Below are 23646 nucleotides of genomic sequence, written 5' to 3' on the forward strand. Positions count from 1 at the left end.
CCTGTATCAGGACAGATTCACCAACTCAATAAAGGAAGTCAGCGGTAAGGCATCGCGCACTAGCTGCTCCTGACGTTCCGGATTACGGATGTCCTGTAAAGTTACCCGTGCCAGTACCTGGGTAATCAGCTGATTAATACCGCCCCAGTTAGCCGATAACGAGCAACTGGCCGTGATATCGCACTGGTGATCATCAGCAGCACATTCGGTCAGGGCAACCGGCCCTTCAAAAGCCTGTACCACATCCAGCATACGGATCTGCCCCGGAGCCCTGGCCAGGCGGTAGCCGCCACGGGCACCACGCTGTGCAATCACCAGCCCACTGTCGACCAGGGCTTTCATCACTTTACGTACCGTGGGCAGCGCCAGCCCGGTCAGACCGGTAATGTCATCGGTCGACAGCTTAACCGCACCGGCCTGCGCCAGCTCATTTAATACCACCACACCGTAATCGGTAAGCTTGCCTATTTTCAGCATAAACCTGTCCTGCCTGATTCCTGAGTCAGAAGACCATCCAAACGAGAATATGTCGCGATTGGTCAGAATTCATCCGCTTTGCTAGAATGCGCACATCCATTAAAGCATACCAATACGGTATTGATTAATATACCCGACTAAATTACTCTGTTATTACCCTGATCTGCGTTAGAATACGCGCTGAAAGCGCACTACACATCAGGCATCCCCCGGGACGGAGCGGATGAACATCAGGGTAAACGCCAGACGCGGGTCCGGCGCACAGCGGTTTCACTGAGCGGAACTGCAGGCAGATCGGGCCGCATCCATATGAGAGAGTTCACTATGAGCAGCAACGCTGAAATCGAACGCCGCATTGGTAATGACTACCAGGCAGGCTTTGTTACCGACATCGAATCAGACACCATTGCACCGGGCCTGAGCGAAGATGTGGTGCGTTTTATTTCCGCCAAAAAAGGTGAACCCGAGTGGATGACCGAATGGCGTTTAAAAGCCTTCCGTGCCTGGCAGGAAATGGCTGAGCCAACCTGGGCGCATGTGCACTACCCGGAAGTCGATTTCCAGGCGCTGTCTTATTATTCCGCGCCGAAAAGCATGGCTGACAAGCCGAAAAGCCTCGACGAAGTCGACCCTGAACTGCTGCGTACCTACGAAAAGCTCGGTATACCACTTCATGAGCAGATGGCACTGGCCGGCATCGCCGTTGACGCCGTATTCGACTCGGTATCCGTTGCCACCACCTTCCGCGCAAAACTGGCCGAAGCCGGTGTTATTTTTATGCCGATTTCCGAAGCCGTGCACGAGCATCCGGAACTGGTTAAAAAATACCTCGGCACCGTAGTGCCACAGCGTGACAATTTTTACGCAGCGCTGAACTCAGCCGTATTTTCTGACGGCTCCTTCGTGTACATCCCTAAAGGTGTACGCTGCCCGATGGAGCTGTCCACTTACTTCCGTATTAATGAAGCCAAAACCGGTCAGTTTGAACGTACCTTAATTATTGCCGACGAAGGTTCCCACGTGAGCTACCTCGAAGGCTGTACCGCACCAATGCGCGATGAAAATCAGCTGCATGCAGCGGTGGTTGAACTGATCGCGCTGGACAACTCCGAAATTAAATACAGCACTGTGCAAAACTGGTATCCCGGCGATAAAGAAGGCAAAGGCGGTATTTACAACTTCGTAACCAAGCGTGCCGTTGCCCATACCAATGCTAAAGTGAGCTGGACTCAGGTAGAGACCGGTTCTGCCGTGACCTGGAAATACCCAAGCTGTGTATTAAAAGGCGATAACTCAGTCGGCGAATTTTATTCCGTGGCGTTAACCAATAATTACCAGCAGGCCGATACCGGCACTAAGATGATTCATCTGGGTAAAAACACCCGCTCGACCATTATTTCCAAAGGTATTTCTGCCGGTAAAAGTCAGAATGCCTACCGTGGTCTGGTGCGTATGAATCCGACCGCCGCCGGTGCGCGTAACTACACCCAGTGTGACTCGCTGTTAATCGGTGATCAGTGCGGCGCCCATACTTTCCCTTATATCGAAAGCAAACATCCTTCTGCGGTCGTGGAGCACGAAGCCACCACCTCAACCGTCAGCGACGACCAGTTATTCCTCTGCCGTCAGCGTGGCATTGATACCGAGAAAGCCGTTTCCATGATCGTTAACGGTTTCTGTAAAGAGGTATTCAAAGAGCTGCCGATGGAATTTGCGGTGGAAGCCGGCAAGTTACTGGAAGTGTCACTGGAAGGTTCTGTCGGCTGATTAAGGCCAGACTCAACCGCGACTAAAAAATTGAAATTTATCTGCCACTGCGCGGATGACAGACTGAAAAAAGGTACTGCTAACCATGATCAGCATTAAAAACCTGCACGCCAACGTTGAAGACAAAAACATTCTCAAAGGTCTGAACCTGGAGATTAAACCCGGTGAAGTGCACGCCATCATGGGTCCGAACGGTGCCGGTAAAAGTACTCTGGGCAACGTTCTGGCAGGTCGTGATGGTTATGAAGTGACCGACGGCAGCGTCACCCTGAACGGTAAAGATATTCTTGAGATGGAGCCGGAAGAACGTGCCCGTGAAGGTTTGTTTCTGGCGTTCCAGTATCCGGTAGAAATTCCCGGTGTCTCCAACCTCGAATTTTTAAAAGCCTCTGTTGATGCCGTACGCGCTCATCAGGGCAAGCCAGCACTGGATTCCGTTCAGTTTTTAAAACTGGCGCGGGAAAAATGCAAAGCCGTTAACCTCGACCAGAGCTTCCTTAAGCGTGGTGTGAACGAAGGCTTCTCCGGCGGCGAGAAAAAACGTAACGAACTGATGCAGATGATGCTGCTCGAACCCTCCCTGTGCATTCTTGATGAAACCGACTCCGGTCTGGATATCGACGCTCTGCAGGTGGTGGCCGAAGGTGTTAACGCCATGCGCGATGCCAACCGCAGCTTTATTGTGGTAACCCACTATCAGCGTCTGCTCGACTACATCGTACCGGATTACGTTCACGTACTGGCCAACGGCCGTATCGTTAAATCCGGCGGTAAAGAGCTGGCACTGGAGCTGGAAGAAAAAGGCTACGGCTGGCTGGAAAGCGCAGACAACGGAGCAGCGTAACATGGCAGAACAGTTTCACGCACAACAGCTGGCGCTGGCCACAGAGCAGGCCCGCAACCCGCTGCTGGCTGCCCTGAATGCAGCCGGTCAACAGGCCTTTGCCGCAGCGTCTGTGCCCAACCGTAAAACCGAAGCCTGGAAATACACCTCGCTGCATAACCTGCTGACCGGTGATTTTCAGCGTACTGCCAGCCAGTCGGAATTAACCACCGGGCTGCGTGAAGTGGCAACTCTGGGCAATTTAAAAGCAGCACGACTGGTATTTATTAATGGCCAGTTAAGCAGCGAATTATCCGATGCCCTGGCTCTGCAACAGATTACCCTGTTCAGCCAGGCAGATGCAGAGCAACAGGCATTAATCAGCCAGCATCTGGGCACTGTACTGGCGCAGGCCAGCAGCAATAACAGCGGCAGCGCGCATTTATTTAATGACCTGAATAATGCCGCCCTGAACGATGGCGTACTGATTCACGTCGGCAAAAACCAGCGCCTCGAACAGCCGCTGCAGATCAGCTGGCTGAGCAGCAATAATCCGCAGCCTTTCAGCATCACCAGCCGTCTGTTAATGGTACTGGAGAGCGGTGCCGAAGCAACGCTGGTTGAGCATTATGCTTCCGATGAACAGCCGCAGAACAGTTTTACCAACGCCCTGACCGAGCTGGTGATTGGCGATAACGCCCGCCTGCAACATTACCGTCTGCAATTAATGCAGGAAGATGCCCTGCACATCGGCAGCACTCATGTTGATCTAGCACGTGACAGCCAGTACAACGCTTTTCATCTGGGCCTGGGCACCCGCCTGACCCGTAACGATATTGTGGTTAATCACAATGTTGGTGGCTCGCACTGCGAACTGAACGGCGTGTATATTCCGCAGAACCAGCAATTGCTGGATTTCCACACCTGTATTGAACACAAAGTGCCGCACTGCACCAGCAACGAAGTATTCCGCGGCATTATGAATGATAAGGCCCGTGCCGTATTTAATGGCCGTATTCATATTCATCCGCAGGCGCAGAAAACACTGGCCGAGTTAAGCAATAAAAACCTGTTGCTGACCAACACCGCCGAGATTTACACCAAGCCGGAACTGGAAATCTACGCCGACGACGTAAAATGCGCCCACGGTGCAACCGTTGCTCAGCTGGAAGAAAAAGCCATGTTCTATATGCAGAGCCGCGGCATCAGCAAAAAAGAAGCTGAAGTCATGCTCAGCTTTGGTTTTATTAACGAATTACTGGAAGCGTTACCGCACGAAGACATCGCGCTGGTATTGCGTCCGTTACTGGCGCACCGTTTTGGCCGCGATCAGTCGTTAAGCCGTCATCTGCTGGAAAATGAAACCGCCGGTCTCAGCGGAGAAAACGCATGAGCACAATCAGCCCGGAACAATTAAACAGTATCCGCGAACAGTTCCCTGCCCTGCATCAGGAAGTGAACTGCAAGCCACTGATTTATCTGGATAACGGTGCCACCACGCAAAAACCGAAAGCGGTTATCAATGCGCTGAGCCGTTATTACGAGCACGATAACTCCAATGTTCACCGTGGTGCTCATACCCTGAGTGACCGCGCGACTGAATATTTTGAAAATGCACGTAAAACCGTACAGCGCTTTTTAAATGCGGCCAAAGCGGAAGAAATTGTCTGGACCCGCGGCACCACCGAAGCCATTAATCTGGTGGCAGCCACCTGGGGCAGAAGCAATATTAAAGCCGGCGACCGTATTCTGGTCTCCGGTATGGAACACCACTCCAATATCGTGCCCTGGCAGATGCTGTGCGAGCAAAGTGGCGCCGAATTACTGCCGATTCCGGTACTGGAAAACGGCGAGCTGGATATGGCCGCCTTTAAAACCCTGCTGACTCCCGCAGTAAAACTGGTTTCGGTTGTACACGTATCCAATGCCCTCGGAACCATTAATCCGGTAGCAGACATTATTGCTCTGTCCCATGCCAACGGCAGTAAAGTGCTGATCGATGGTGCGCAGGCCGTTGCTCACTGGGATATCGATGTGCAGGCGCTGGATGCCGATTTTTACGCCTTCTCCGGCCATAAACTCTTTGGCCCGACCGGCATCGGCGTACTCTATGGCAAAGAAGTTCTGCTCAATGCCATGCCACCTTATCAGGGCGGTGGTGAAATGATTGAGCACGTCAGTTTCAGCAAAACCACCTATAACGTTCTGCCGTATAAATTCGAAGCGGGTACGCCAAATATTGCCGGCGCCATTGGTATGGCAGCCGCCATTGATTATTTAAATACCCTCGACCGCAAAGCTCTGGCAGCACATGAAGATGCGCTGCTGGCGCGCGCCAACGAGCTGGCCGCAGAAATGGGTGGCATCCGCATTATCGGTAATGCCGCCAACAAGGCCTCGGTATTCAGCTTTATTCTTGAAGGTGCGCATCCTGCCGACGTCGGCACCCTGCTCGACCAGCAGGGTATTGCGGTACGTACCGGCCATCACTGTGCCATGCCGGTGATGGAGCAATTTAAAGTTCCCGGCACCGTACGGGCGTCTTTCACCTTCTACAATACGCTGGAAGAAGTGGACGCACTGTTTAAAGGCCTGGAAAAAGCCAAACTGTTTTTACTCTGAGGATGGAAGGACAATGAGCACCGAAACCTTTGATCCAAATGCACAGCCGGCCACCTACGATCCGAATGCCATTGCCAGCGCCAGCATGACAGAGGCTGCTATCAGCCATATCCGCAAACAACTGGCAAAAAATCCGGCAATGAAAGGCATCCGTCTGGGTGTGAAAAAAAGCGGTTGTTCCGGTTTTAAATACGATATCGAATTTGTCGAACAGGCTCATGACGGCGATCAGACCATTCAAGTGGCCGACGATATTCTGCTGTTTATTGCCGCCGATGCTGCACCTTATGTACGCGGCACTGAAATTGATTTCAGCAAAGAAGGATTGAACAGCACCATTAAGTTCAACAACCCGAATGCCAAAGATCTCTGCGGCTGCGGTGAATCATTTTCGGTTTAACCGAAGCTGCTGAGGTTTGTTGAAAAACGTCACGGCAATAGCAACATTCATGAAGCGTCACAAGCGCAGTAGCTTCATACAGGAGTCAACGTGGAAAGAAGAATGGTCGTGGCGCACGCCACCTGCCCCGCCCGTATGGTGCCATCCGGTACGCCAACCACCATTCCGGCCGGCAGCTTTGTCACCATCAATCAGGCTCTGGGTGGCAATTACACCGTGACACTGAACGGCAATATGCTGCGCGTTGACGGTACCGATGCCGCGGCCCTGGGTCTTGAAGCCGAAGAAATTGAATTTGAACAGCGCAGCGACGGTCTGGTGCATGAAGATCAGATCCGTCAGGCGCTGCGCACCATTTATGATCCGGAAATTCCGATCAACCTGCTCGATCTGGGTTTGATTTACGGTATCGATATCGACAATAAAGCGGTAAAAATCCGTATGACCTTAACCGCGCCAACCTGCGGTATGGGCCCGGTACTGATTTCCGATGTTAAATACCGTGTCGCCAAGGTACCGAATGTGGAACGTGTTGAAGTTGAACTGGTGTTCGACCCGCCATGGAGCCGTGACATGATGACCGAAGAAGCCCAGTTAGAAGCGGGTTTATTCTTCTGATAAAAAAACGGGGCATCAGCCCCGTTTTTTTATTTCCGCTTTAACCTCAGGCTTCCGGCTCTTTGGTTCCAGCCGGATTCAGATCCAGCAGCATGTGTCCATAAATGGACTGGCTCTGCAGGTCCACCACAATCACCATCGCCACCCCCTGATACTGGCTGTTGATCAGCACGTGTTCGTACTTATCTTCCATACGGTACACATGGGTAACGTTACCGGCCCGGCAATCTGCAAAGGCAAAATCTTCGGGTGGAATTGCGGCAACGTATTCCCAGAAATCAAGCACCGGCTCACCGGCCTCAACCCGCTGCGGGTTGATACGGGTTTCATGAAATTCCAGCGGGTTCAGCTTACGGGTCTGCATCGTTATCTCTCGTTAAAACAGGTTCTTCAGTTTGTCTTTAGCTTTTTCTGCAGCTTCTTTTTTCTTGCGCTCAGCTTCCGCTTTAGCGGCTGCTTTTTCCGCATCCAGCTTGGCTTTAGCTTCGGCTTTTTCCCGCTCTGATTTTTCGCGGGCTTCACGCTCTTTCTGCGCCTGATAATCTTCAAGGTTCTGACCAGCCAGCTCCGACACTTTGTTCAGGCGCTGATCCAGCGTGCCATCCAGCTGGTTAAACTCACCCAGTTTTCCGCCGTAGTCACCGATATAACTCTGCAGTTTCTGCTCCAGTCTGGCCTGCAGCTTCGCTTCAAGCTCCGCCTGTTTATCTTTGAGGCGGGCACCAAAAGCGGCATTTAATTGCTTATCCAGATCTGAACCTAAACTGAAATCCGGCGAGGTGATTTTACCACTGGCTTTGGCATTCACATCAAACTGCTGCACTTTCGCCAGTGCCAGTCCCAGTTCTTTGGCAAAGGTTGTTTTACCCTTACTGCTGAATTGAGTACGGCCAAACTGCGCATCACTCTGGGCATTCAGTTTCCCCTGACTGACAACGGCCAGACCCTGTACCTGTACCAGTGACGAAGCCAGTTTGGCGCCGGCAACGCCCAGATTCATATCATGCAGTTGCCAGTCTTTAATATTCAGCGTCAGTGTATCGGTACCCGGCGTTTTACGGTGGTCGAGTACAATATCCACGCTCATATCTTCAACCTGCTTTAAGCCTGAGCCATTGATCAGAACCCGCGTCGGACGACCTAACACCCGAGGCTCACTGGTAATATCCTGCGCACTGATCAGCAGATTTCCGGAAGCGGTGCTTGCTGTCAGCTGTGCATTACGCAGTAAAAAGCCCGGCCATGGATTATCCGACGGAAAATGCACAAAGCGGCCATCCCGCGGAGCTTTTGGGCTTTCTTCCTCTGCCGCACTGTCTGCTTCATCTTTAGCCAGATACGGCTTTACTTTTTCATACCAGTACAGGGCTTTTTCCGCCCATTCGCCAGCCTGCTCGCCGAAGAGTAAGGCACTCATATTGGCAGCACCACCGGCACTGAGCTGATATTTTCCACGAATACTGTCGAGGTCTTCACCCGGGGCTGCTTTTAATGCTTTGAGTTTGTCACTGATATCGCTACGGGCCTCAGCCACTGCTTTTTTGGCCGTTGCAATTGCGGCTTTGTCATTTTTGAAACGGGCTTTCAGTTCATCCAGTTTTTTCTTACGCGCTTTAAAATCATCCAATGATTTAAAGCTGCCGGAGGTCAGCGCTTTGATTTCCTGCTCGTACTGACTCAGGGCTTTATCATCGGGGACATTGCTCAGTGCATTATCGACAGCATTTTTATTGCTGGAGTAACTTTGCTGGAATTCGGTACCGGCCTGCTCGGTGCGCAGGGATTCTCGTGCCAGTATTTCTTCGGCACTGGGAAGGTCCACACTGCTGAAAGACGAAGCTGCCTCCTCTTGAGCTGCAACCTGCTCTGCTTCGTCTTCTTTAACCGCCTTTTTCTCCAGTGCACCGGAGGTCGTACGTGCAGTACCGAACTGCAGATTATCCACGGCCAGATCACTGATAATGGCTTTACCAAGAAACAGCGGCGCCAGTTCCAGTTCTGCGGTCGCTTTATCCAGCTGCAGCACATTGGTCATTGGCTTACGGCTGTCAGCAACCGTCAGACCATGAATAACAAAGCCCAGCGGATTTAAGCTAAGCGACACACTGTCCACTTCCACTTTGGCATCGGCGGCATCAGAGCCAAACGATTCAATGCCTTTTTCGATTAACGGGCCGGCAACAAACCAGAACAGGGCAACCAGAACCAGGGAAATAACGATAAATGCGGCCAGGCCTGACCAGCGAATCCATTGCTTCATAGCCTTACTCCGCGATTGACTTGTACAGGTTGTAGAATTTCGAGGCTTTTAATACCTGAGCAATTTTCAGTTTATTAAACCAGGCCAGTAAGCGGTGACGGTACAGATTGATCAGTACTTTGCTGAGCACAAAAACCGGAACCGCGGCCAGCAGGCTGATGACCAACCCACCCAGTACCAGAGAATGATTAAACGCGGTCATACGCCAGAAATCGCTCTGATACATATCGCGCCAGGTGTCCACTAACGCCGGATTTGCCAGCAAACTCTCACCCAGACGTGCGGCATAAGGATCGATAAACCAGGCCAGTGCAGAGAAGGCTGCGACCGCAAGGAAAAATGCACTCAGATTGATGCGCAGAATAAATGCCAGCAACATAATGAGGGCATTGTGCGGTGTAAACATGGGGGTCAGTGCGACGATCAGGGCTAATGAAAAGGCCAGCGCAATCTGGCCCGGTGCTGATTCAGAATTCAGCGCTTTCAGCAGTTTTGCCAACATACTCAACATAATGCATTCCCGGCATCCTATTTAATGCCGCACACTATAGCATGTGACCTGTGACGAAACAGTGGGCGTCACGGATCAGATAAAATGAGCCAGGGCCTGTTAACACTAATTAAACAGGCCCTAGGAATGCACTCAGCCGGCACGGAAACGCAGTGCGATAAATACGCCGCCAATAATCAGTGCCATCGCCAGAATACTGAGCAGATCCGGCAACTCCGCCAGAATCAGGCTGCCCATTAATGTTGCCAGAACCGGAACCAGCAACTGCAACTGTGCGGCCCGCTGTAACCCCAGCGCCGGCAACAGGCGATACCAACCCCAGTAACCTAAACCCGATGCCAGAACGCCCGAGGTCAGAGCCAGCAGAATTCCCTGCCACGGCAGCGCATTTTGCAGCCCGCTTGTTACCGGATCAGCAAACCAGAATAACCAGACCATCAGCAACGGCAGCAGTAACAGAGAAGCGCTGACAAAAGCTCCCTGCACATCACGCAGCGGTTGTGACGAGCCCTGCCCCAGCACCACAAACGCCGCCCAGCCCAGACCGGATAACAGCATTAATAAGGAAGGCCCAGGGTCCGGCAGTTCATTGCCCGGCAGCAACAACATAACCAGCCCGACAAAAGAAAGCATAACCCCCGCCAGCGCCATCCCCTGCAAACGCTGACCTCGCAGATGAGCTACCAGTAATAAGCTGAGCTGCACGGTGGCAAATAAAATAAAGGCACCAACTCCGGTATCCAGTGCCAGATAGGCGTAAGCAAAAGCTAGGGCGTAGGTCAGCAGCGCAGCACCGGTATAAGCATCACGCCACTGCAGAGCCGGACGGCCGCCAAATGTCAGTAACAACGTCAGCGTCAGCGCCCCGCTGCCAAGGCGCAGCGCACTGAACAACAGAGGATCCAGCTCATAAACCGCGAGCGCCCAGCGGCACAGCAGGGAGTTGGCGGCAAAAGCCAGCAGGACAAAAGTAATCAGTAACGGCACAGGCCCTCCGCGGGTGACAGATTAAGCCGATGAATGGGAATCATATTTTTTTGTCTTCTTTATCAATTAACATTTGTACTGCTCAGCAAGATCGTTGAATATTTGCAACTGTTGCACAAAAGACAGTAATTCGCCGCATCTGTATCTTCTGTTTTCCCGATGACGATCACCCTGCCACCGATTGTCCTCATTGGAGCAAAAGAGCAAATTCTGCTTGCACCTGCCAGCGGTATTGTGAGCAATTTGGTTCACTATCAGCGCAAAGAGAACCTGTCTGACCAGCAAAACTGGCCCGCCAGATAAATCAGGTTCATAGTAAAAGCCACGCTCCGGGCCACTCAGGATGAAGCCTGGAGCGAATCAGAGCGGCGGGCAATGAGTAGTAAATCAGTAAAACAACGGATTGTGATTATTCCATACAAGTAAACAATCCATTCCGTATGGCTCACCTAGTCACCGCCGGGGTGAGCCGTTATAAATCTGCCATCAGATTAACAGCAGTATTCTGTGGGCCTGTTGGGAAATATCCCGGCCTATTCCACCACACCAGATCAACAAGACTGCTCAACGACGCACCGTCACTTTACGAGGACATTATGGGAAAATTTGAACCACGTATCCGCTACAGGCTCCTTCTCGCAGCAGCCAGCGCAGCATTGCTGACTCTGGCCGGATGCAGTGAGCAGCAAGCGGCTGCACCACAAGCCATGCAGATGCCACCACCAGCGGTCGATGTCGTCACCTTACAGAGCCAGCCTCTGGAGCTGAAAGACACACTGGCCGGACGTGTATCGGCATTCCGTACTGCGGAAATCCGCCCTCAGGTTAACGGCATTATTCTCAAGCGCTTTTTTGAAGAAGGCGCGACGGTAAAAGCCGGAGACAAACTGTATCAGATTGACCCGACGCTCTATCAGGCTGCTCTGGCCAGTGCAGAAGCTCAGCTGACCGTGGCTGAAGCCAACGCTTACGCTGCCAGCCTGAAGGCCAAGCGCTACAAAGAGCTGTCGAAAAAATCGGCGATCAGTGCCCAGGAAGTTGATGACTCAGAAGCCGCTGCCAAACAGGCTGATGCTCAGGTAAAAGCAGCCCAGGCCGCAGTGCGCAGTGCCAGAATCAATCTGGGATATACCGAGATTACTGCGCCGATTCCCGGTGTTATCAGCCGCTCAACCATTACTGAGGGTGCGCTGGTTTCTGCTCAGCAGGCAACCGCTCTGACCACCATCCGCCAGCTGTCACCTGTGTATGTTGATATTCAGCGTCCGGCCGCGTCTCTGGTGAAGATGAAAAATCCATCACTGTCGCGCGTTGTTACTGTTGAGCTGGATGACGGCACCCCTTACAGCGAATCCGGTGAACTGCAGTTTGCCGATGTCAGCGTTGATCCGGGTACCGGCACCGTTAACGTCCGTGCCCAGTTTGAGAATAAAGAAGCACTGTTACTGCCTGGCATGTTTGTCCGCGCCAACGTACCAAGCCAGCGTATTGAAAACGCCATTCTGGTACCGCAAATCGCCATCATCCGTCAGGCCAACGCAGTTACCACTGCCATGGTTGTTAATGAAAGCAATACCGTCGAAATGCGGGTTGTTGAAGTCAGCCGCGCAATTGATGACCAGTGGCTGGTTAAAAGCGGCCTGCACAACGGTGATCGCGTGATTGTCAGCGGACTGCAAAAGGTAAAACCGGGCATCGTTGTGGCCCCGGAAGAAGCCAAGACGACCAGCGCCAAGCCTTAAGGAGAATCCTGAAACATGGCTAAGTATTTTATCGACAGGCCGATTTTTGCCTGGGTGATCGCCATCATCATTATGCTTGCGGGCGTGATGTCGGTGATCACACTGCCGGTGCAGCAGTATCCGACCATCGCCCCGCCATCTGTGCGTATCAGTGCGGTGTATCCGGGTGCCTCGGCACAAACACTGGAAGACAGTGTGACTCAGGTTATCGAACAGAACATGACGGGTCTGGATAACCTGCTGTACATGTCCTCTCAAAGCAGCAGTGCCGGTAGTGCCACTGTAACTCTGACCTTTGCCGCCGGTACCGATCCGGATATCGCGCAGGTACAGGTACAGAATAAACTGGCGCTGGCCGAAGCCCTGCTGCCACAGGAAGTTCAGCAACAAGGCGTCAGCGTTACCAAGGCTTCCACATCATTCCTGATGGTGGTCGGTCTGGTTTCAGAAAACGCCGGTATGAGCCGTGCTGACCTGGCCGACTTTGCCTACAGCCAGCTGAAAGATCCGCTGTCCCGTACCTCTGGTGTCGGTGAGATCCGTGTCTTTGGTTCGCAGTACGCCATGCGCTTATGGCTGCAACCGGAAAAACTGAACGCCTATGGTCTGACACCACTGGAAGTTAAAGCGGCCGTCGGTGAACAGAACACGCAGTTTGCTGCCGGCCAGCTGGGTGGCCTGCCTTCGGTGCAGAACCAGCAGCTGAACGCGACCATCATTGCTCAGACCCGTCTGGAAGCCGTGGATCAGTTTGAAAATATTCTGCTGAAAGTGAACACCGATGGTTCTCAGGTACGTCTGAAAGACGTTGCCCGTGTTGAACTGGGTGCAGAAGACTACTCAGTATCCAGCTTTTATAACGGCAACCCGGCAGCCGGTATCGCTATTCAGCTGGCTTCCGGTGCGAACGCTCTGGACACCGCCAAGGCCGTACGCGAGCGCATCAGCGAGCTGTCAGCCTTCTTCCCGGAAGGGGTTAAAGCGGTGTACCCGTACGACACTACGCCGTTTGTACAGATTTCTATCGAAGAAGTGGTTCAGACCCTGATCGAAGCCGTTGTACTGGTATTCCTGGTGATGTACCTGTTCCTTGGTAATTTCCGCGCAACCCTGATTCCAACCATTGCCGTTCCGGTGGTTCTGCTGGGTACTTTTGGGGTTATGGCCGCCTTTGGTTACAGCATCAACACGCTGACTATGTTCGGTATGGTTCTGGCCATTGGTCTGCTGGTGGATGACGCCATTGTTGTGGTGGAAAACGTTGAGCGGGTAATGGATGAAGACGGCCTGCCGCCAAAAGAAGCAACACGTAAATCCATGGGACAGATCACCGCCGCACTGGTCGGTATTGCTCTGGTTCTGTCAGCGGTATTTGTACCTATGGCCTTTATGAGTGGTTCTACCGGCGCTATTTACCGTCAGTTCTCACTCACCATCGTATCGGCTATGTTGCTGTCGGTGATGGTCGCCCTGATTCTGACCCCGGCGCTCTGTGCCACACTGCTGAAGCCTGCTCACAAAGGTGAACTGGAACATCAGAAAGGTTTCTTCGGCTGGTTTAACCGTACCTTTGCCAAAGCGACCGATAAATACATGGGCGGCGTCAGCGCTACCCTGAGCCGTCCGGTTCGTCTGGTGGTTATTTACATCATCATGCTGTTAATCATGGCGTTCCTGTATGTGCGTCTGCCAACCTCCTTCCTGCCGGAAGAAGATCAGGGCGTACTGATCAACCTGGTGCAGCTGCCACAGGGTGCAACCCTGGAACGTACCAACAAGGTCATGAAAAAGCTGGAAAACCACTTCCTCAGTGAAGAAAGCGTTGAATCTATTTTCACCGTTGCCGGTTTCAGCTTTGCCGGTCAGGGTCAGAACATGGGTCTGGCATTCGTTAAACTGAAAGACTGGGATGAGCGTAAAGACCCGTCACAATCCGCTAATGCGATTATTGGCCGTGCCTGGGGCGCTGTCAGTCAGTTTAAAGATGCAACCGTCTATCCGATTAACCTGCCACCGATTCCCGAACTGGGCGTTGCTTCAGGCTTTGATGTAATGCTGCAGGATCGCAATAACCTGGGTCATGACAAGCTGGTCGGCATCCGTAATCAGCTGCTGGGGATGGCGGCACAGGACTCTCGTCTTGCCGGTGTGCGTCCGAACGGCATGCAGGATGTACCGATCTTCCGTATCGATATCGACTACGAAAAAGTGAAGTCTCTGGGTCTGAATATCAGCGACGTTAACTCTACGCTGAGCACCGCCTGGGGTGGCTCATACGTGAACGACTTCCTTGATCGCGGCCGGGTAAAACGCGTCTACCTGCAGGCCGATGCACCGTACCGCATGCTGCCGGAAGATCTGGAGCAATGGTATGTGCGTAACCGCGACGGTGAAATGGTGCCTTTCAGTGCCTTTATCACCACCCGCTGGGACTTTGGCTCTCCGCGTCTGGAACGCTATAACGGTGTGCCTGCGCTGAATATTCAGGGTCAGGCGGCGCCGGGACTGAGTACCGGTGATGCGATGCAGGCGATCGAAGAGATTGTGGCCAAGCTTCCGCCTGGTGTCGGCATTGAGTGGACAGGTATGTCCTATCAGGAACGTGTTGCCGGCTCACAGGCTCCGCTGCTGTATGCCATCTCGCTGCTGGTGGTATTCCTTTGTCTGGCGGCATTGTATGAGAGCTGGTCGGTACCCTTCTCCGTCATTCTGGTGGTACCACTGGGGATTCTGGGTGCACTGATTGCGGCCAACAGCCGTGAACTGGCGAATGACGTTTACTTCCAGGTAGGCCTGCTGACAACCATTGGTTTGTCAGCCAAGAACGCCATCCTGATTGTAGAATTCGCCAAATCGCTGGTTGATCAGGGTAAAGGTATTGTGGAAGCGACTCTGGAAGCAGCCCGTATGCGTTTGCGCCCGATTCTGATGACCTCCATGGCCTTCATTCTCGGTGTACTGCCGCTGGCCATCAGCACCGGCGCTGGCGCCATGAGCCGTCAGGCCATTGGTACCGGTGTGATTGGTGGTATGTTGGCAGCAACCTTCCTGGCCATTTTCTTTGTGCCACTGTTCTATGTGCTGGTGATGAAACTCACCCACAAACTGCGCGGCCAGAACGCACAGTAAGAACCAGCGCCCGGCATCGCCGGGCGCTTTTTTCTCCCCTCACTATTGATACCTGACAGGTCATAAAGAGACAGCTGCATCTTTCGCTTGCACTTTTTGTCCTCATCGCACTACCCTCTGCACCAATACGATAAATAACAATAAGAAGGTCCCCTATGTTACGCACTCTGATGATGACACTGCTGTTGACGGCGACTGGCCCGTTATGGGCAATCACCGTAGAGAATGTTGATGTTCCTGACGTTGTTCCGGCAACTGCCGACTCGCCGGAAATGACACTGCGTGGCGCTTCTGTACGCCGGGTATATGGCTTTGTTGAAGTCTATGTTGGTGCTTTATATCTGAAGAACAGCGCCCTCGAAGATAAAGAAATTATCCGGGTCGATGATCCCCGCCGCATGGTGTTCTACGTTACCTCCGAGCGTGTCAGTGCACGACGCTTCACCAACGCGATTCAGGAAGGTCTGGCCATTAATATCACCACCGGTGAAATGGCAGCCATGAGCGAACGTGTAAACCAGCTGGTCAGCCTGTTTGATCACAAGTTTGTTGAAGGTACTGTGGGTTATATCGAGTGGGTTCCGGACCTGCAGGAATCCCGCATCGTCATTGACGATACCGTGCGCGGCAGCGTTCCGGGTAAAGACCTGAATGATGCCTTGCTGAAGATCTGGATCGGCGATCATCCGGTCAGTGAGCGGTTTAAAGAAGAAGTGCTGGGTCACCGTGACAGCTGAGTAAACTCTAACGGCAGTATTTTTTTATCCTGTCGTTCAGAGCATCACGTCGTTGACGCTTTTTCTGCATTGCTTCAAGGCTGGTTGAACCATAAGGTTTGGCACTGAACAGGCGCAGATCGTAGCGCGCTTTTTCACATTTAGCCGCACGTTGCTGCGCCTGCTTCTGTTCTTTTTCCTGTGCCAGACGCTGAGCTTTGCGTCTGGCTTTATCCGCCTTTTCTTCTGCCCGGTAATCCCGCCCTTCTGTCAGCGGACGTCCCTCCCGCCCGGCCTCATCCGGTTCATACCGATTCAGCGGTTCAAGCTCTACGGTTTCGGCATGTTGCCGTGATGGCGGACGGTCAGAAAACTGCACCTGCCCCTGCTCATCCACCCAGCGATAAATATCAGCCTGTGCAGACAGACTGTTTAACAGCAATAAAGCGATCAGATAGTGAAAACTCATCCTTGAGTCCTCCGTCAGAAAATTACATCTGCGCCACCAGATTACGCACCAGCAGCTGCACGCTCTGGCGTCCGCGGAATTCATTAACATCCAGCTGAAACACGCAATGCGCCCACTCCGCCTGTGGTTGCGGCCAGACTTTGGGGTCGATATTGAACCAGATGGCATCCAGCGCCAGGTCCGAGCCTTTGGGCTGCAACACCAGCTTCAGATGACGTTCGCCAACGATACGCTGCTGCACTAAACGGAAATCGCCACTGAACAACGGCTCAGGAAATGCCTGCCCCCAGGGCCCGCCCCAGCGCAGCAGCTGCGCCAGTTCAAGGCTGAATTCCGCCGGGCTCAGCTCACCATCGGTTTCAATCCGCTGCTGTAACTGCGCTTCGCTCAGATGGCGACGACAGACTTCATCAAATAAACGCGAGAATTCTGCCAGTCCTTCGGCATGTAAGGTCAGACCCGCCGCCATCGCATGACCACCGAATTTTTTCATCAGATGTGGCGCGCGTTTATCAACCTCATCCAGTGCATCACGCATATGCAAACCGGGGATAGAACGCGCCGAGCCTTTCAGCATGCCCTGCTCATCCGCTGCCAGGGCAATGACCGGGCGATGTACTTTTTCTTTGATGCGCGACGCCAAAATACCAATCACACCCTGATGCCAGTCCGGCTGAAACAGACACAATCCGGTAGGCAGGTTGTCGTCCGCCTCAAAACGGCTTAAATACTGTAAGGCTTCCGCCTGCATGCCCTGCTCGATTTCACGCCGGTCACGGTTCATCTCATCCAGCGTCTGTGCCAGCTGCGACGCCCGTCCGGCATCATCACTCAGCAGGCATTCAATCCCCAACGACATATCGTCCAACCGGCCGGCGGCATTCAGGCGCGGGCCTATAGCAAAACCAAAGTCGGCAGCAATAATGCGCGACGGCTCACGCCCGGCAACCTGTAACAGCGCCAGAATGCCTGCACTGGCATGCCCGGCACGGATACGGCGTAAGCCCTGTTCCACCAGAATGCGGTTGTTGTAATCGAGCGGGACAACGTCGGCGACGGTTGCCAGTGCCACCAGATCCAGCAGCTGCGCCATATTCGGCGCCGGCTGTGGCAATTGCCCCAGCTCAGCCAGACGCGCGCGCAGCGCCAGCATCAGATAAAACACCACCGTACAGCCACAGGCCGCTTTGCTGGGAAACTCACAGCCCGGCTGATTTGGGTTAACAATGGCCGCCGCCTCCGGCAAAGTTGCTCCCGCCAGATGGTGATCCGTCACCAACACCGGAACTCCGGCCGCCTGTGCAACCTGAATTCCCTCATGGGAGGCAATACCATTATCCACCGTCATGATCAGATCCGGTTTCATCGGCAAGGCCACCTGCACCAGTTCCGGTGACAGGCCATAGCCAAAATCGAAACGGTTAGGCACCAGATAATCCAGATGGCGCGCTCCCAGCAAGCGCAAAGCACGAATCGCCAACGCCGTGCTGCTGGCACCATCGACATCAAAGTCTCCGACCACCAGCAAACGCTTCTGCTGCGTCACTACCGGCAATAACAGCTCCACCGCAGCGGTGATGCCTTTCAGCAAAGAAAATGGCAGCAGCCCCTGCAGGTTGAGCTCAAGCTGTGAAGCTTCGGCTATACCACGGGCAGAATAAACGCGCTGCAAAACAGGGTGCACTCCGGGTAACTGCAACCCGGCAGAGAAAGGACGCTGACTGATCTGAACCATGAATTATCGTCTGAGAAAAGAGGTGAACCTGCGTGCATAAGCACGGATACCGAACTGAGACCGGCAGTTTAACAGCCCCGGCTTTTCCTGTCCGGCTGGCAGCGGGATAAAGGAGCCGCTACTCCTGCGGTCTTACCCGTACAAAACGGGCAAAACGAGGTAAACCATGCTCCGTCAGACCGTTATAAGAGAACGTTACCTGCGCACCGAGCGGTGGTGGCGAAAAACGTTCATCATCACTGAAGCCGGTTCCCAGGCGGAATTCGCGGCCATCGGCGGTACGTACAATCAATGCTCCCAGCGCCCCACGGTATTTACCTTCACCGGCAACATAGCCAACAACTTCGGCTTCATCGTCCTGGCTCAGCTTCATTTTTAATAAGTCATCACTGCGCGCTACCTGATACAACGACTGACTGCGGCGCAGCATTAAGCCTTCTCCACCGGCAGCAGTAATGATCTGCAGTTTTTTTTCCAGTTCCTGCTCGCTGCTGACTTTACTCTGGTCGAGCACTTTAAGCTGCGGGTTGGACTGTTGTGCTACCAGTGTGCGCAGCACCCACAGCCGCTCAGTAAAAGGCGCTGCCATTTGTGGCAGATCGAAGACCATGTATTTTACTTTCATCCAGTCATCGTCATTTGCATGATGACGTCTGACCAGACCACTGACAAAAGAGAACTGCCCGCGACCAGCCCATAATTCGCCGTCCAACGGATTTTTAGGTAACGCGGAAAGGAACCAGGCGGGCGCATTAATCGGCCGGCCACTGCGGGTTAATAATTGCTGACCATTCCAGTATGCACGGACACCATCAAGCTTTTCACTGACATAATACTGGCTGACGTCGATGCCTTTGCTGTACACCTTGGCCAGCATCAACGGTGGAGGGATCAGTTCCGAAGCCATCAGCAGCTGTGGCCAAAACCCGACCAGCAGCAACATCAGCAGTGCAATTACATTATCCATGGCCAGTCCTCCCTGAACACACCATTGGTCTTTGCCGACAATCCAGTCAATCAAGCAATTGCTTCAGCCAAATACCAGCATTTACTGTAATTTTCACACTTTCAGACGAGTCTGCCCTGCTTTCATCTGTCTGCGGGCTGCGCGCTTGACAGAATAACGCTGAACGCTAATCCTTGAGCCTCCTTAATGTACATCAATATTATGCAATTTTATTTACTTGGCCTTGGCAGCAATATCGACCCGGAACAGCATCTGTTAAAAGCACGTGAAGCACTCTCGTCTCTTGGCGTGATTTGTGCGGAATCAACGATACTGAGAAGTGCTCCGGTCGGCGATACTTTTCATTTTGAATTTAAAAATCAATTGCTGATTCTGTCGTCAGAATTATTACCCGGACCGCTGAAGCAACGACTGCAGAAAATTGAAGTGGATCTTGGCCGTGAGCCTAAAAATCCATCGCGCAAAGTCAAAGACCGCACAATAGATATTGATATTTTATGCACCGCAGCGACAGAAACCGACTGCCGCCACGCAATTCTGGAAGAGAGCTACTACCGCGAATTACAGCAATTGTGGAATCAGGAAGAAAACGTCTGATCGTAGCGGTTGGCAACAAAGCGCCCACCATCGACGCGCATCACCGTACCGGTTACCGCCTCAGCCTGCAGTAAATAATCGCAGGCACGGACAATTGCACCATAACCCAACTCTTCACCGATCAGCGATTGCGACAGCACTTTTTTCCGGTACGCCTCATCATGCTCAGGTAAAAACTGAATCGGCCCAGGCTGAATAACATTCACCCGCACCCTGCCCGCCAGACGCTGCGCCATGCTCAGGGCAAAATTCTGTAATCCGGCTTTTGCGGCGCAATAAGCGGAAAAACGCTGGTTGGGAATATCGGCATAAATATCACTGAGACACACCATTGATGCGCCCGGATTCCATGCGCTGCTCAGCGCTTCGGTAATCAGCGCCGGTGCCAGTACATGAACGCGCTGGTGCATTTCATGATGGGCAATCAGATCACTTGCGGCGGCATCGGGGACAAAGCAGGAAGCATTATGAATAACCGCATCAAAATTACCCAGCGCCGGTAATTTCAGAGCCAGCTGACGGATATCCTCACGGTCTGCCAGATTCGCCCGTACACTGGTCAGTGCCGCATGATCGGCTAATTCATTTGCGCTGTTGTAGTGCGCAACAACCTGCCAGCCCTGTGCCAGATAATGTTCGGCCAGTACCTTTCCCAGCCGCCGCCCGGCACCGGTAATCAGAATACGTTTGCTCATGACTTTTCCACGCGCAGAAACAATAAAGCCGGTACGTTAACCGGCTTTATTGCAGCTGTCACGGATGACGGAAATTACTCTGCGTGCAGTACACGTTCATGACTGAAGTGCGCCCTGACTTTTTCCGCATCGTTAAAAGGTAAATTGCGGTTTTTACGTGACAGCCACAGCTGAATACCGTCGTCATAATGTGACGATGCCGGATTACCGGACTGCCCACCGGCGACAATCAGATTCAGCGGCTCCGGCTGACTGAAATCGACGATCATACGCATCGCCGGAATATTCCAGACGGCATAATCAGAGCCCAAATCGTAGCCTGCCACATTCAGCGTATTACGGTTACCACCAGCCGGATACGGTCCGCGGTCGGTGTAATCTGCCAGACTTTCCACCGCCGCAGCTTTCAGACCGGAGAGAAATGGCAGCATGTGCGTGGTTTCGGTTTGCCAGTGATAAAACGCCAGATCACCCCAGCGCCACTGGCTGTCATCCTCACCTAACTGTTGCTGCAGATAAGGCCAGGTCGCCGCCAGTGCGCGGGCAATAATCTGCCCCGGCAATTCGGTATCAGCGGTATTAATATCATCCCAGAACGGTGCCCAATTGCTGCCCTGTGTGCGCCCAAGTAAATGATCCTGATAACCGGAATAGGCACGGCCATTCATCGCCAGAAATGCCTGCCAGAGCTGGCCGTCTTCAGGCCCCAGTTCATCCATAAAAATCGCGCGGATCAGATTATGCTCAAAGCCGCCCCATACCGCCGCGCTGCGCGAGCCTTCCGCCATATCGCCGTCAAATGCACGGATAATCTGCAGCGCATTTTCAGCATCAGCCTGCTTTGCCTGCGGTAAAGCCGCAATGCCATCACGGATCATATTTTGCCAGGGTTCAGAACCCCAGAGCTGCTGCACCTTGGCAACCAGAATATCGCGCCGGTCAGCCTGCATGGCTTCCATGCTGGCATAGTCGTGGCCACCTTTGTGCTGCGTCAGCATTTGCATAATGCGCTCAGAACGTTCCGGGTAATACCAGGAACTGGTCAGGCGCGGGCTGTAATCAGCCGCCACCGTGCGGTTATTACCTGTGCCTAAATAACCGCCTTGCGGGTTACGTGAACGCGGTGTCTCGGCACCGCCCCAGTAGCCCTGCCAGTCGTATTCGCCGGTCCAGCCGGGGCTTGGAAAATGACCGCTGCCGGCTTTGCGTTTGGGATAATTACCCGTGACCTGCCAGGCCACATTGTCTTTGTCGCCATAAATGACGTTCAGGTGAATAAAGCCGACGCCATTTAATGCCTGCTCGGCCTCATCCATGGTTTTGGCTTTACCCAGATTAAAAAAGGAGTCGATGGTGTTATCCGGAAATTGCGCCGTCCAGCTTAATGCCAGACCAAATTCCGAGCTGGCCGGAATAGCGATCATCTCATGTTTCGGTTTGCCCTTAATCGCCGCATTCAGCAACGGGCCATGGCGTGTGGACTGCACTTCAATGATCACCGGCTCTGCACCTTTAACCTGAATGGTTTCGCTGCGGCTGCTGACCGGATACCACTGCCCCTGATACAGATATTCGGTTTTGCCATCGCGCTCGCGTAATTTCTCCAGAAACACATCCTGGGTATCCGCCATCACCATGGTTTCACCCCAGCCGATATGGCCGTTGTAACCGGCGACCAGCGCCGGAATTCCCGGCAAGGTAATGCCCACGCCGCTGTATTCCGGGCTTTTCACGCCCATCAGAATCCAGGTCGACGGATGCGATAACAACAGGTGGGTATCGTTGGCGACCAGTGTCGCGCCGGCGGCGGTTTTATCTTTATGTACGCCCCAGTTATTGGAGGCGGCAATGCCCTGACCGTTAATCCGCTTCAGCTTCTGCTCAACCGCAGCCAGATAGCTGAGCTGCTCTTTAAGGGCAGCCACAGAGCTTTCCGTGCCGGATAAATCCACACCGGCAAGTTTATTGGCTTCTGCCACATCAATGGGTTCATCCGGATAAATAGGCGCCAGATACGCCGCTTTTTCCACGCCCAGTTTTTCTGCCAGCTGCAGAAAGCCCAGCTCTTCGTGCAGATTAAAACCCACCCCCAGATTGAGCATCACAAACAAGCCCAGCGTATTAGCGGGCTGCCAGGCTTCCGGCTGATAATCGTTGATGGTCAGCTCAAGCGGCAGACGATCACGGTGGCTGTTAATGTAAGCGTTAACTCCGGCGGCAAAGCCTGTGAGGTGCTGTTTCAGCTCCGGGCTTAATGCGGCATAGCGTTCTTCAATAATCTGCGGAATACCCAAGGTACGCATATAGATATCCATATCCAGCGCGATATCACCGGTCATCTCCGCTAAGCGGCCACGCGCCAGCAGATTCATAGATACCATCTGCGCCAGACGGTCTTCTGCCATGGCATAGCCGATGCCGAAGGTCAGATCCTGCAGGCTTTGCGCTTCAATAAAGGGCACGCCGTATTCATCGCGACGGATACTGACATCTTCCTGCAGACCACGAACCTGAACCACACCCACAGAAGGATCAAGATTGCGTTCGCTGATCCAATCAAATACCTGGCCGCAACCCGCTAATAAAGTGGAAGCTGCCAGAAGCGGCAGAAACAAGGCCTGACGCAGACCCATGTGCTGTTTGTACTTTTTATTATTCACAGAGATACCCGTGCCGCAGTTGCGACTCATAAGAAAAGGTGAGAACGCAGCGGATTATGGCGGGCAGGCCAACAGGCGAACAGGGACTTTTGTGCCAAACGGACACGGAATGACAGGCAATAAAAAAGCCCGTATGCGAACATACAGGCTTTTTATCAATTTTGGTTGCGGGAGCAGGATTCGAACCTACGACCTTCGGGTTATGAGCCCGACGAGCTACCAGACTGCTCCATCCCGCGACAATTGCTTCACTACTTTCTGACGTTACAACCAACAGAAGCGGTTGGTTGCGGGAGCAGGATTCGAACCTACGACCTTCGGGTTATGAGCCCGACGAGCTACCAGACTGCTCCATCCCGCGTCAGAGGCTGCGAATAATACGGATGACCCCTTATGCTGTCAAGCCTAACATTTTGTTTTTTAGGTATTTTTCCCGCAACGACCAGGAATTTACAGAAAAGTTGCATCATC

The 23646-nt window shown here is 53.1% G+C and carries 20 protein-coding genes and 2 tRNA genes; 10 read left to right on the forward strand and 12 right to left on the reverse strand.

Translation table 11 applies throughout. The annotated features are described in order from the left end of the window. Positions 1–6: 6 nt before the first annotated feature. Complete coding sequence (locus MT343_RS12585) at positions 7–477, reverse strand: SUF system Fe-S cluster assembly regulator (RefSeq protein WP_145470097.1); 471 nt, start codon at positions 475–477, stop codon at positions 7–9. Between the two features lie 324 nt (positions 478–801). Between MT343_RS12585 and sufB the strand changes: the two genes are divergently transcribed. The 6 genes from sufB (at position 802) to sufT (ending at position 6707) form a co-directional block, all read left to right on the forward strand. Next, entirely contained in the window at positions 802–2244 is a 1443-nt protein-coding gene (gene sufB / locus MT343_RS12590) for a Fe-S cluster assembly protein SufB (protein ID WP_145470096.1), read from the forward strand. Positions 2245–2329: 85 nt separating this feature from the next. Continuing rightward, positions 2330–3088: a Fe-S cluster assembly ATPase SufC gene (sufC, locus tag MT343_RS12595; protein WP_145470095.1), complete on the forward strand. Its 759-nt coding sequence runs from the start codon at positions 2330–2332 to the stop codon at positions 3086–3088. 1 nt (position 3089) lies between these two features. Beyond that, complete coding sequence (sufD, locus tag MT343_RS12600; protein ID WP_145470094.1) at positions 3090–4460, forward strand: Fe-S cluster assembly protein SufD; 1371 nt, start codon at positions 3090–3092, stop codon at positions 4458–4460. Beyond that, entirely contained in the window at positions 4457–5689 is a 1233-nt protein-coding gene (locus tag MT343_RS12605; RefSeq protein WP_145470093.1) for an aminotransferase class V-fold PLP-dependent enzyme, read from the forward strand. The genes sufD and MT343_RS12605 overlap by 4 nt, the downstream gene beginning before the upstream one ends. Positions 5690–5702: 13 nt before the next feature. After that, positions 5703–6089, forward strand: a complete 387-nt coding sequence (locus MT343_RS12610; RefSeq protein WP_145470092.1) for a HesB/IscA family protein — start codon at positions 5703–5705, stop codon at positions 6087–6089. 90 nt (positions 6090–6179) lie between these two features. Then, the gene (gene sufT, locus MT343_RS12615; RefSeq protein WP_225690884.1) at positions 6180–6707 is read left to right on the forward strand and encodes a putative Fe-S cluster assembly protein SufT; all 528 of its coding nucleotides are present in this window, start codon (positions 6180–6182) and stop codon (positions 6705–6707) included. Positions 6708–6753: 46 nt separating this feature from the next. Here sufT and MT343_RS12620 read toward each other — a convergent pair whose 3' ends face one another. The 4 genes from MT343_RS12620 to MT343_RS12635 all read right to left on the reverse strand — a co-directional run bounded on the left by MT343_RS12620 (position 6754) and on the right by MT343_RS12635 (position 10465). Further along, on the reverse strand, positions 6754–7071 hold the full coding sequence (locus tag MT343_RS12620) for a hypothetical protein (protein WP_145470091.1): 318 nt from the start codon (positions 7069–7071) through the stop codon (positions 6754–6756). A 12-nt stretch (positions 7072–7083) separates the two neighbouring features. Beyond that, positions 7084–8967, reverse strand: coding sequence for a TIGR03545 family protein (locus MT343_RS12625; protein ID WP_145470090.1), 1884 nt, complete (start codon positions 8965–8967; stop codon positions 7084–7086). Positions 8968–8971: 4 nt separating this feature from the next. Next, a complete protein-coding gene (locus MT343_RS12630; protein WP_145470089.1) occupies positions 8972–9478 on the reverse strand; it encodes a TIGR03546 family protein in 507 nt (168 codons plus the stop codon). Positions 9479–9610: 132 nt separating this feature from the next. Beyond that, on the reverse strand, positions 9611–10465 hold the full coding sequence (locus MT343_RS12635; protein WP_145470088.1) for a DMT family transporter: 855 nt from the start codon (positions 10463–10465) through the stop codon (positions 9611–9613). A gap of 596 nt (positions 10466–11061) precedes the next feature. Here MT343_RS12635 and MT343_RS12640 point away from each other — a divergent pair. From MT343_RS12640 to MT343_RS12650, 3 genes are all read left to right on the forward strand, one after another. Then, the gene (locus MT343_RS12640; RefSeq protein WP_145470087.1) at positions 11062–12207 is read left to right on the forward strand and encodes an efflux RND transporter periplasmic adaptor subunit; all 1146 of its coding nucleotides are present in this window, start codon (positions 11062–11064) and stop codon (positions 12205–12207) included. Between the two features lie 15 nt (positions 12208–12222). Beyond that, a complete protein-coding gene (locus MT343_RS12645; protein ID WP_145470086.1) occupies positions 12223–15336 on the forward strand; it encodes an efflux RND transporter permease subunit in 3114 nt (1037 codons plus the stop codon). 155 nt (positions 15337–15491) lie between these two features. Beyond that, a complete protein-coding gene (locus tag MT343_RS12650) occupies positions 15492–16073 on the forward strand; it encodes a chalcone isomerase family protein (RefSeq protein WP_145470085.1) in 582 nt (193 codons plus the stop codon). Between the two features lie 7 nt (positions 16074–16080). Here MT343_RS12650 and MT343_RS12655 read toward each other — a convergent pair whose 3' ends face one another. From MT343_RS12655 to MT343_RS12665, 3 genes are all read right to left on the reverse strand, one after another. Then, positions 16081–16521 (reverse strand): DUF4124 domain-containing protein, encoded by a 441-nt coding sequence (locus MT343_RS12655; RefSeq protein ID WP_186435998.1) that lies wholly within the window; start codon positions 16519–16521, stop codon positions 16081–16083. Between the two features lie 22 nt (positions 16522–16543). Further along, complete coding sequence (recJ, locus tag MT343_RS12660; RefSeq protein WP_145470083.1) at positions 16544–18256, reverse strand: single-stranded-DNA-specific exonuclease RecJ; 1713 nt, start codon at positions 18254–18256, stop codon at positions 16544–16546. 118 nt (positions 18257–18374) lie between these two features. Further along, positions 18375–19223, reverse strand: a complete 849-nt coding sequence (locus MT343_RS12665) for a DNA ligase (protein ID WP_145470082.1) — start codon at positions 19221–19223, stop codon at positions 18375–18377. A 201-nt stretch (positions 19224–19424) separates the two neighbouring features. On the opposite strand from MT343_RS12665, the gene folK reads away from it, so the two are divergent. Then, on the forward strand, positions 19425–19820 hold the full coding sequence (gene folK, locus MT343_RS12670) for a 2-amino-4-hydroxy-6-hydroxymethyldihydropteridine diphosphokinase (RefSeq protein WP_186435997.1): 396 nt from the start codon (positions 19425–19427) through the stop codon (positions 19818–19820). Here folK and MT343_RS12675 read toward each other — a convergent pair. The 4 genes from MT343_RS12675 to MT343_RS12690 form a co-directional block, all read right to left on the reverse strand. Beyond that, positions 19802–20515 (reverse strand): SDR family oxidoreductase, encoded by a 714-nt coding sequence (locus MT343_RS12675; RefSeq protein WP_145470080.1) that lies wholly within the window; start codon positions 20513–20515, stop codon positions 19802–19804. The genes folK and MT343_RS12675 overlap by 19 nt on opposite strands. 74 nt (positions 20516–20589) lie before the next feature. Continuing rightward, positions 20590–23175 carry a penicillin acylase family protein gene (locus MT343_RS12680; protein ID WP_186435996.1) on the reverse strand — a complete coding sequence of 862 codons (2586 nt, stop codon included), beginning with the start codon at positions 23173–23175 and terminating at the stop codon, positions 20590–20592. 162 nt (positions 23176–23337) lie between these two features. Next, a tRNA-Met gene (locus MT343_RS12685) sits at positions 23338–23414 on the reverse strand. Positions 23415–23459: 45 nt separating this feature from the next. Beyond that, positions 23460–23536: transfer RNA gene (locus MT343_RS12690), tRNA-Met, on the reverse strand. Positions 23537–23646 lie beyond the last annotated feature (110 nt).

The organism is Venatorbacter sp. C2-1, assembly GCF_022832715.1.
Taxonomy (GTDB): domain Bacteria; phylum Pseudomonadota; class Gammaproteobacteria; order Pseudomonadales; family Oceanobacteraceae; genus Venatoribacter; species Venatoribacter alkanivorans.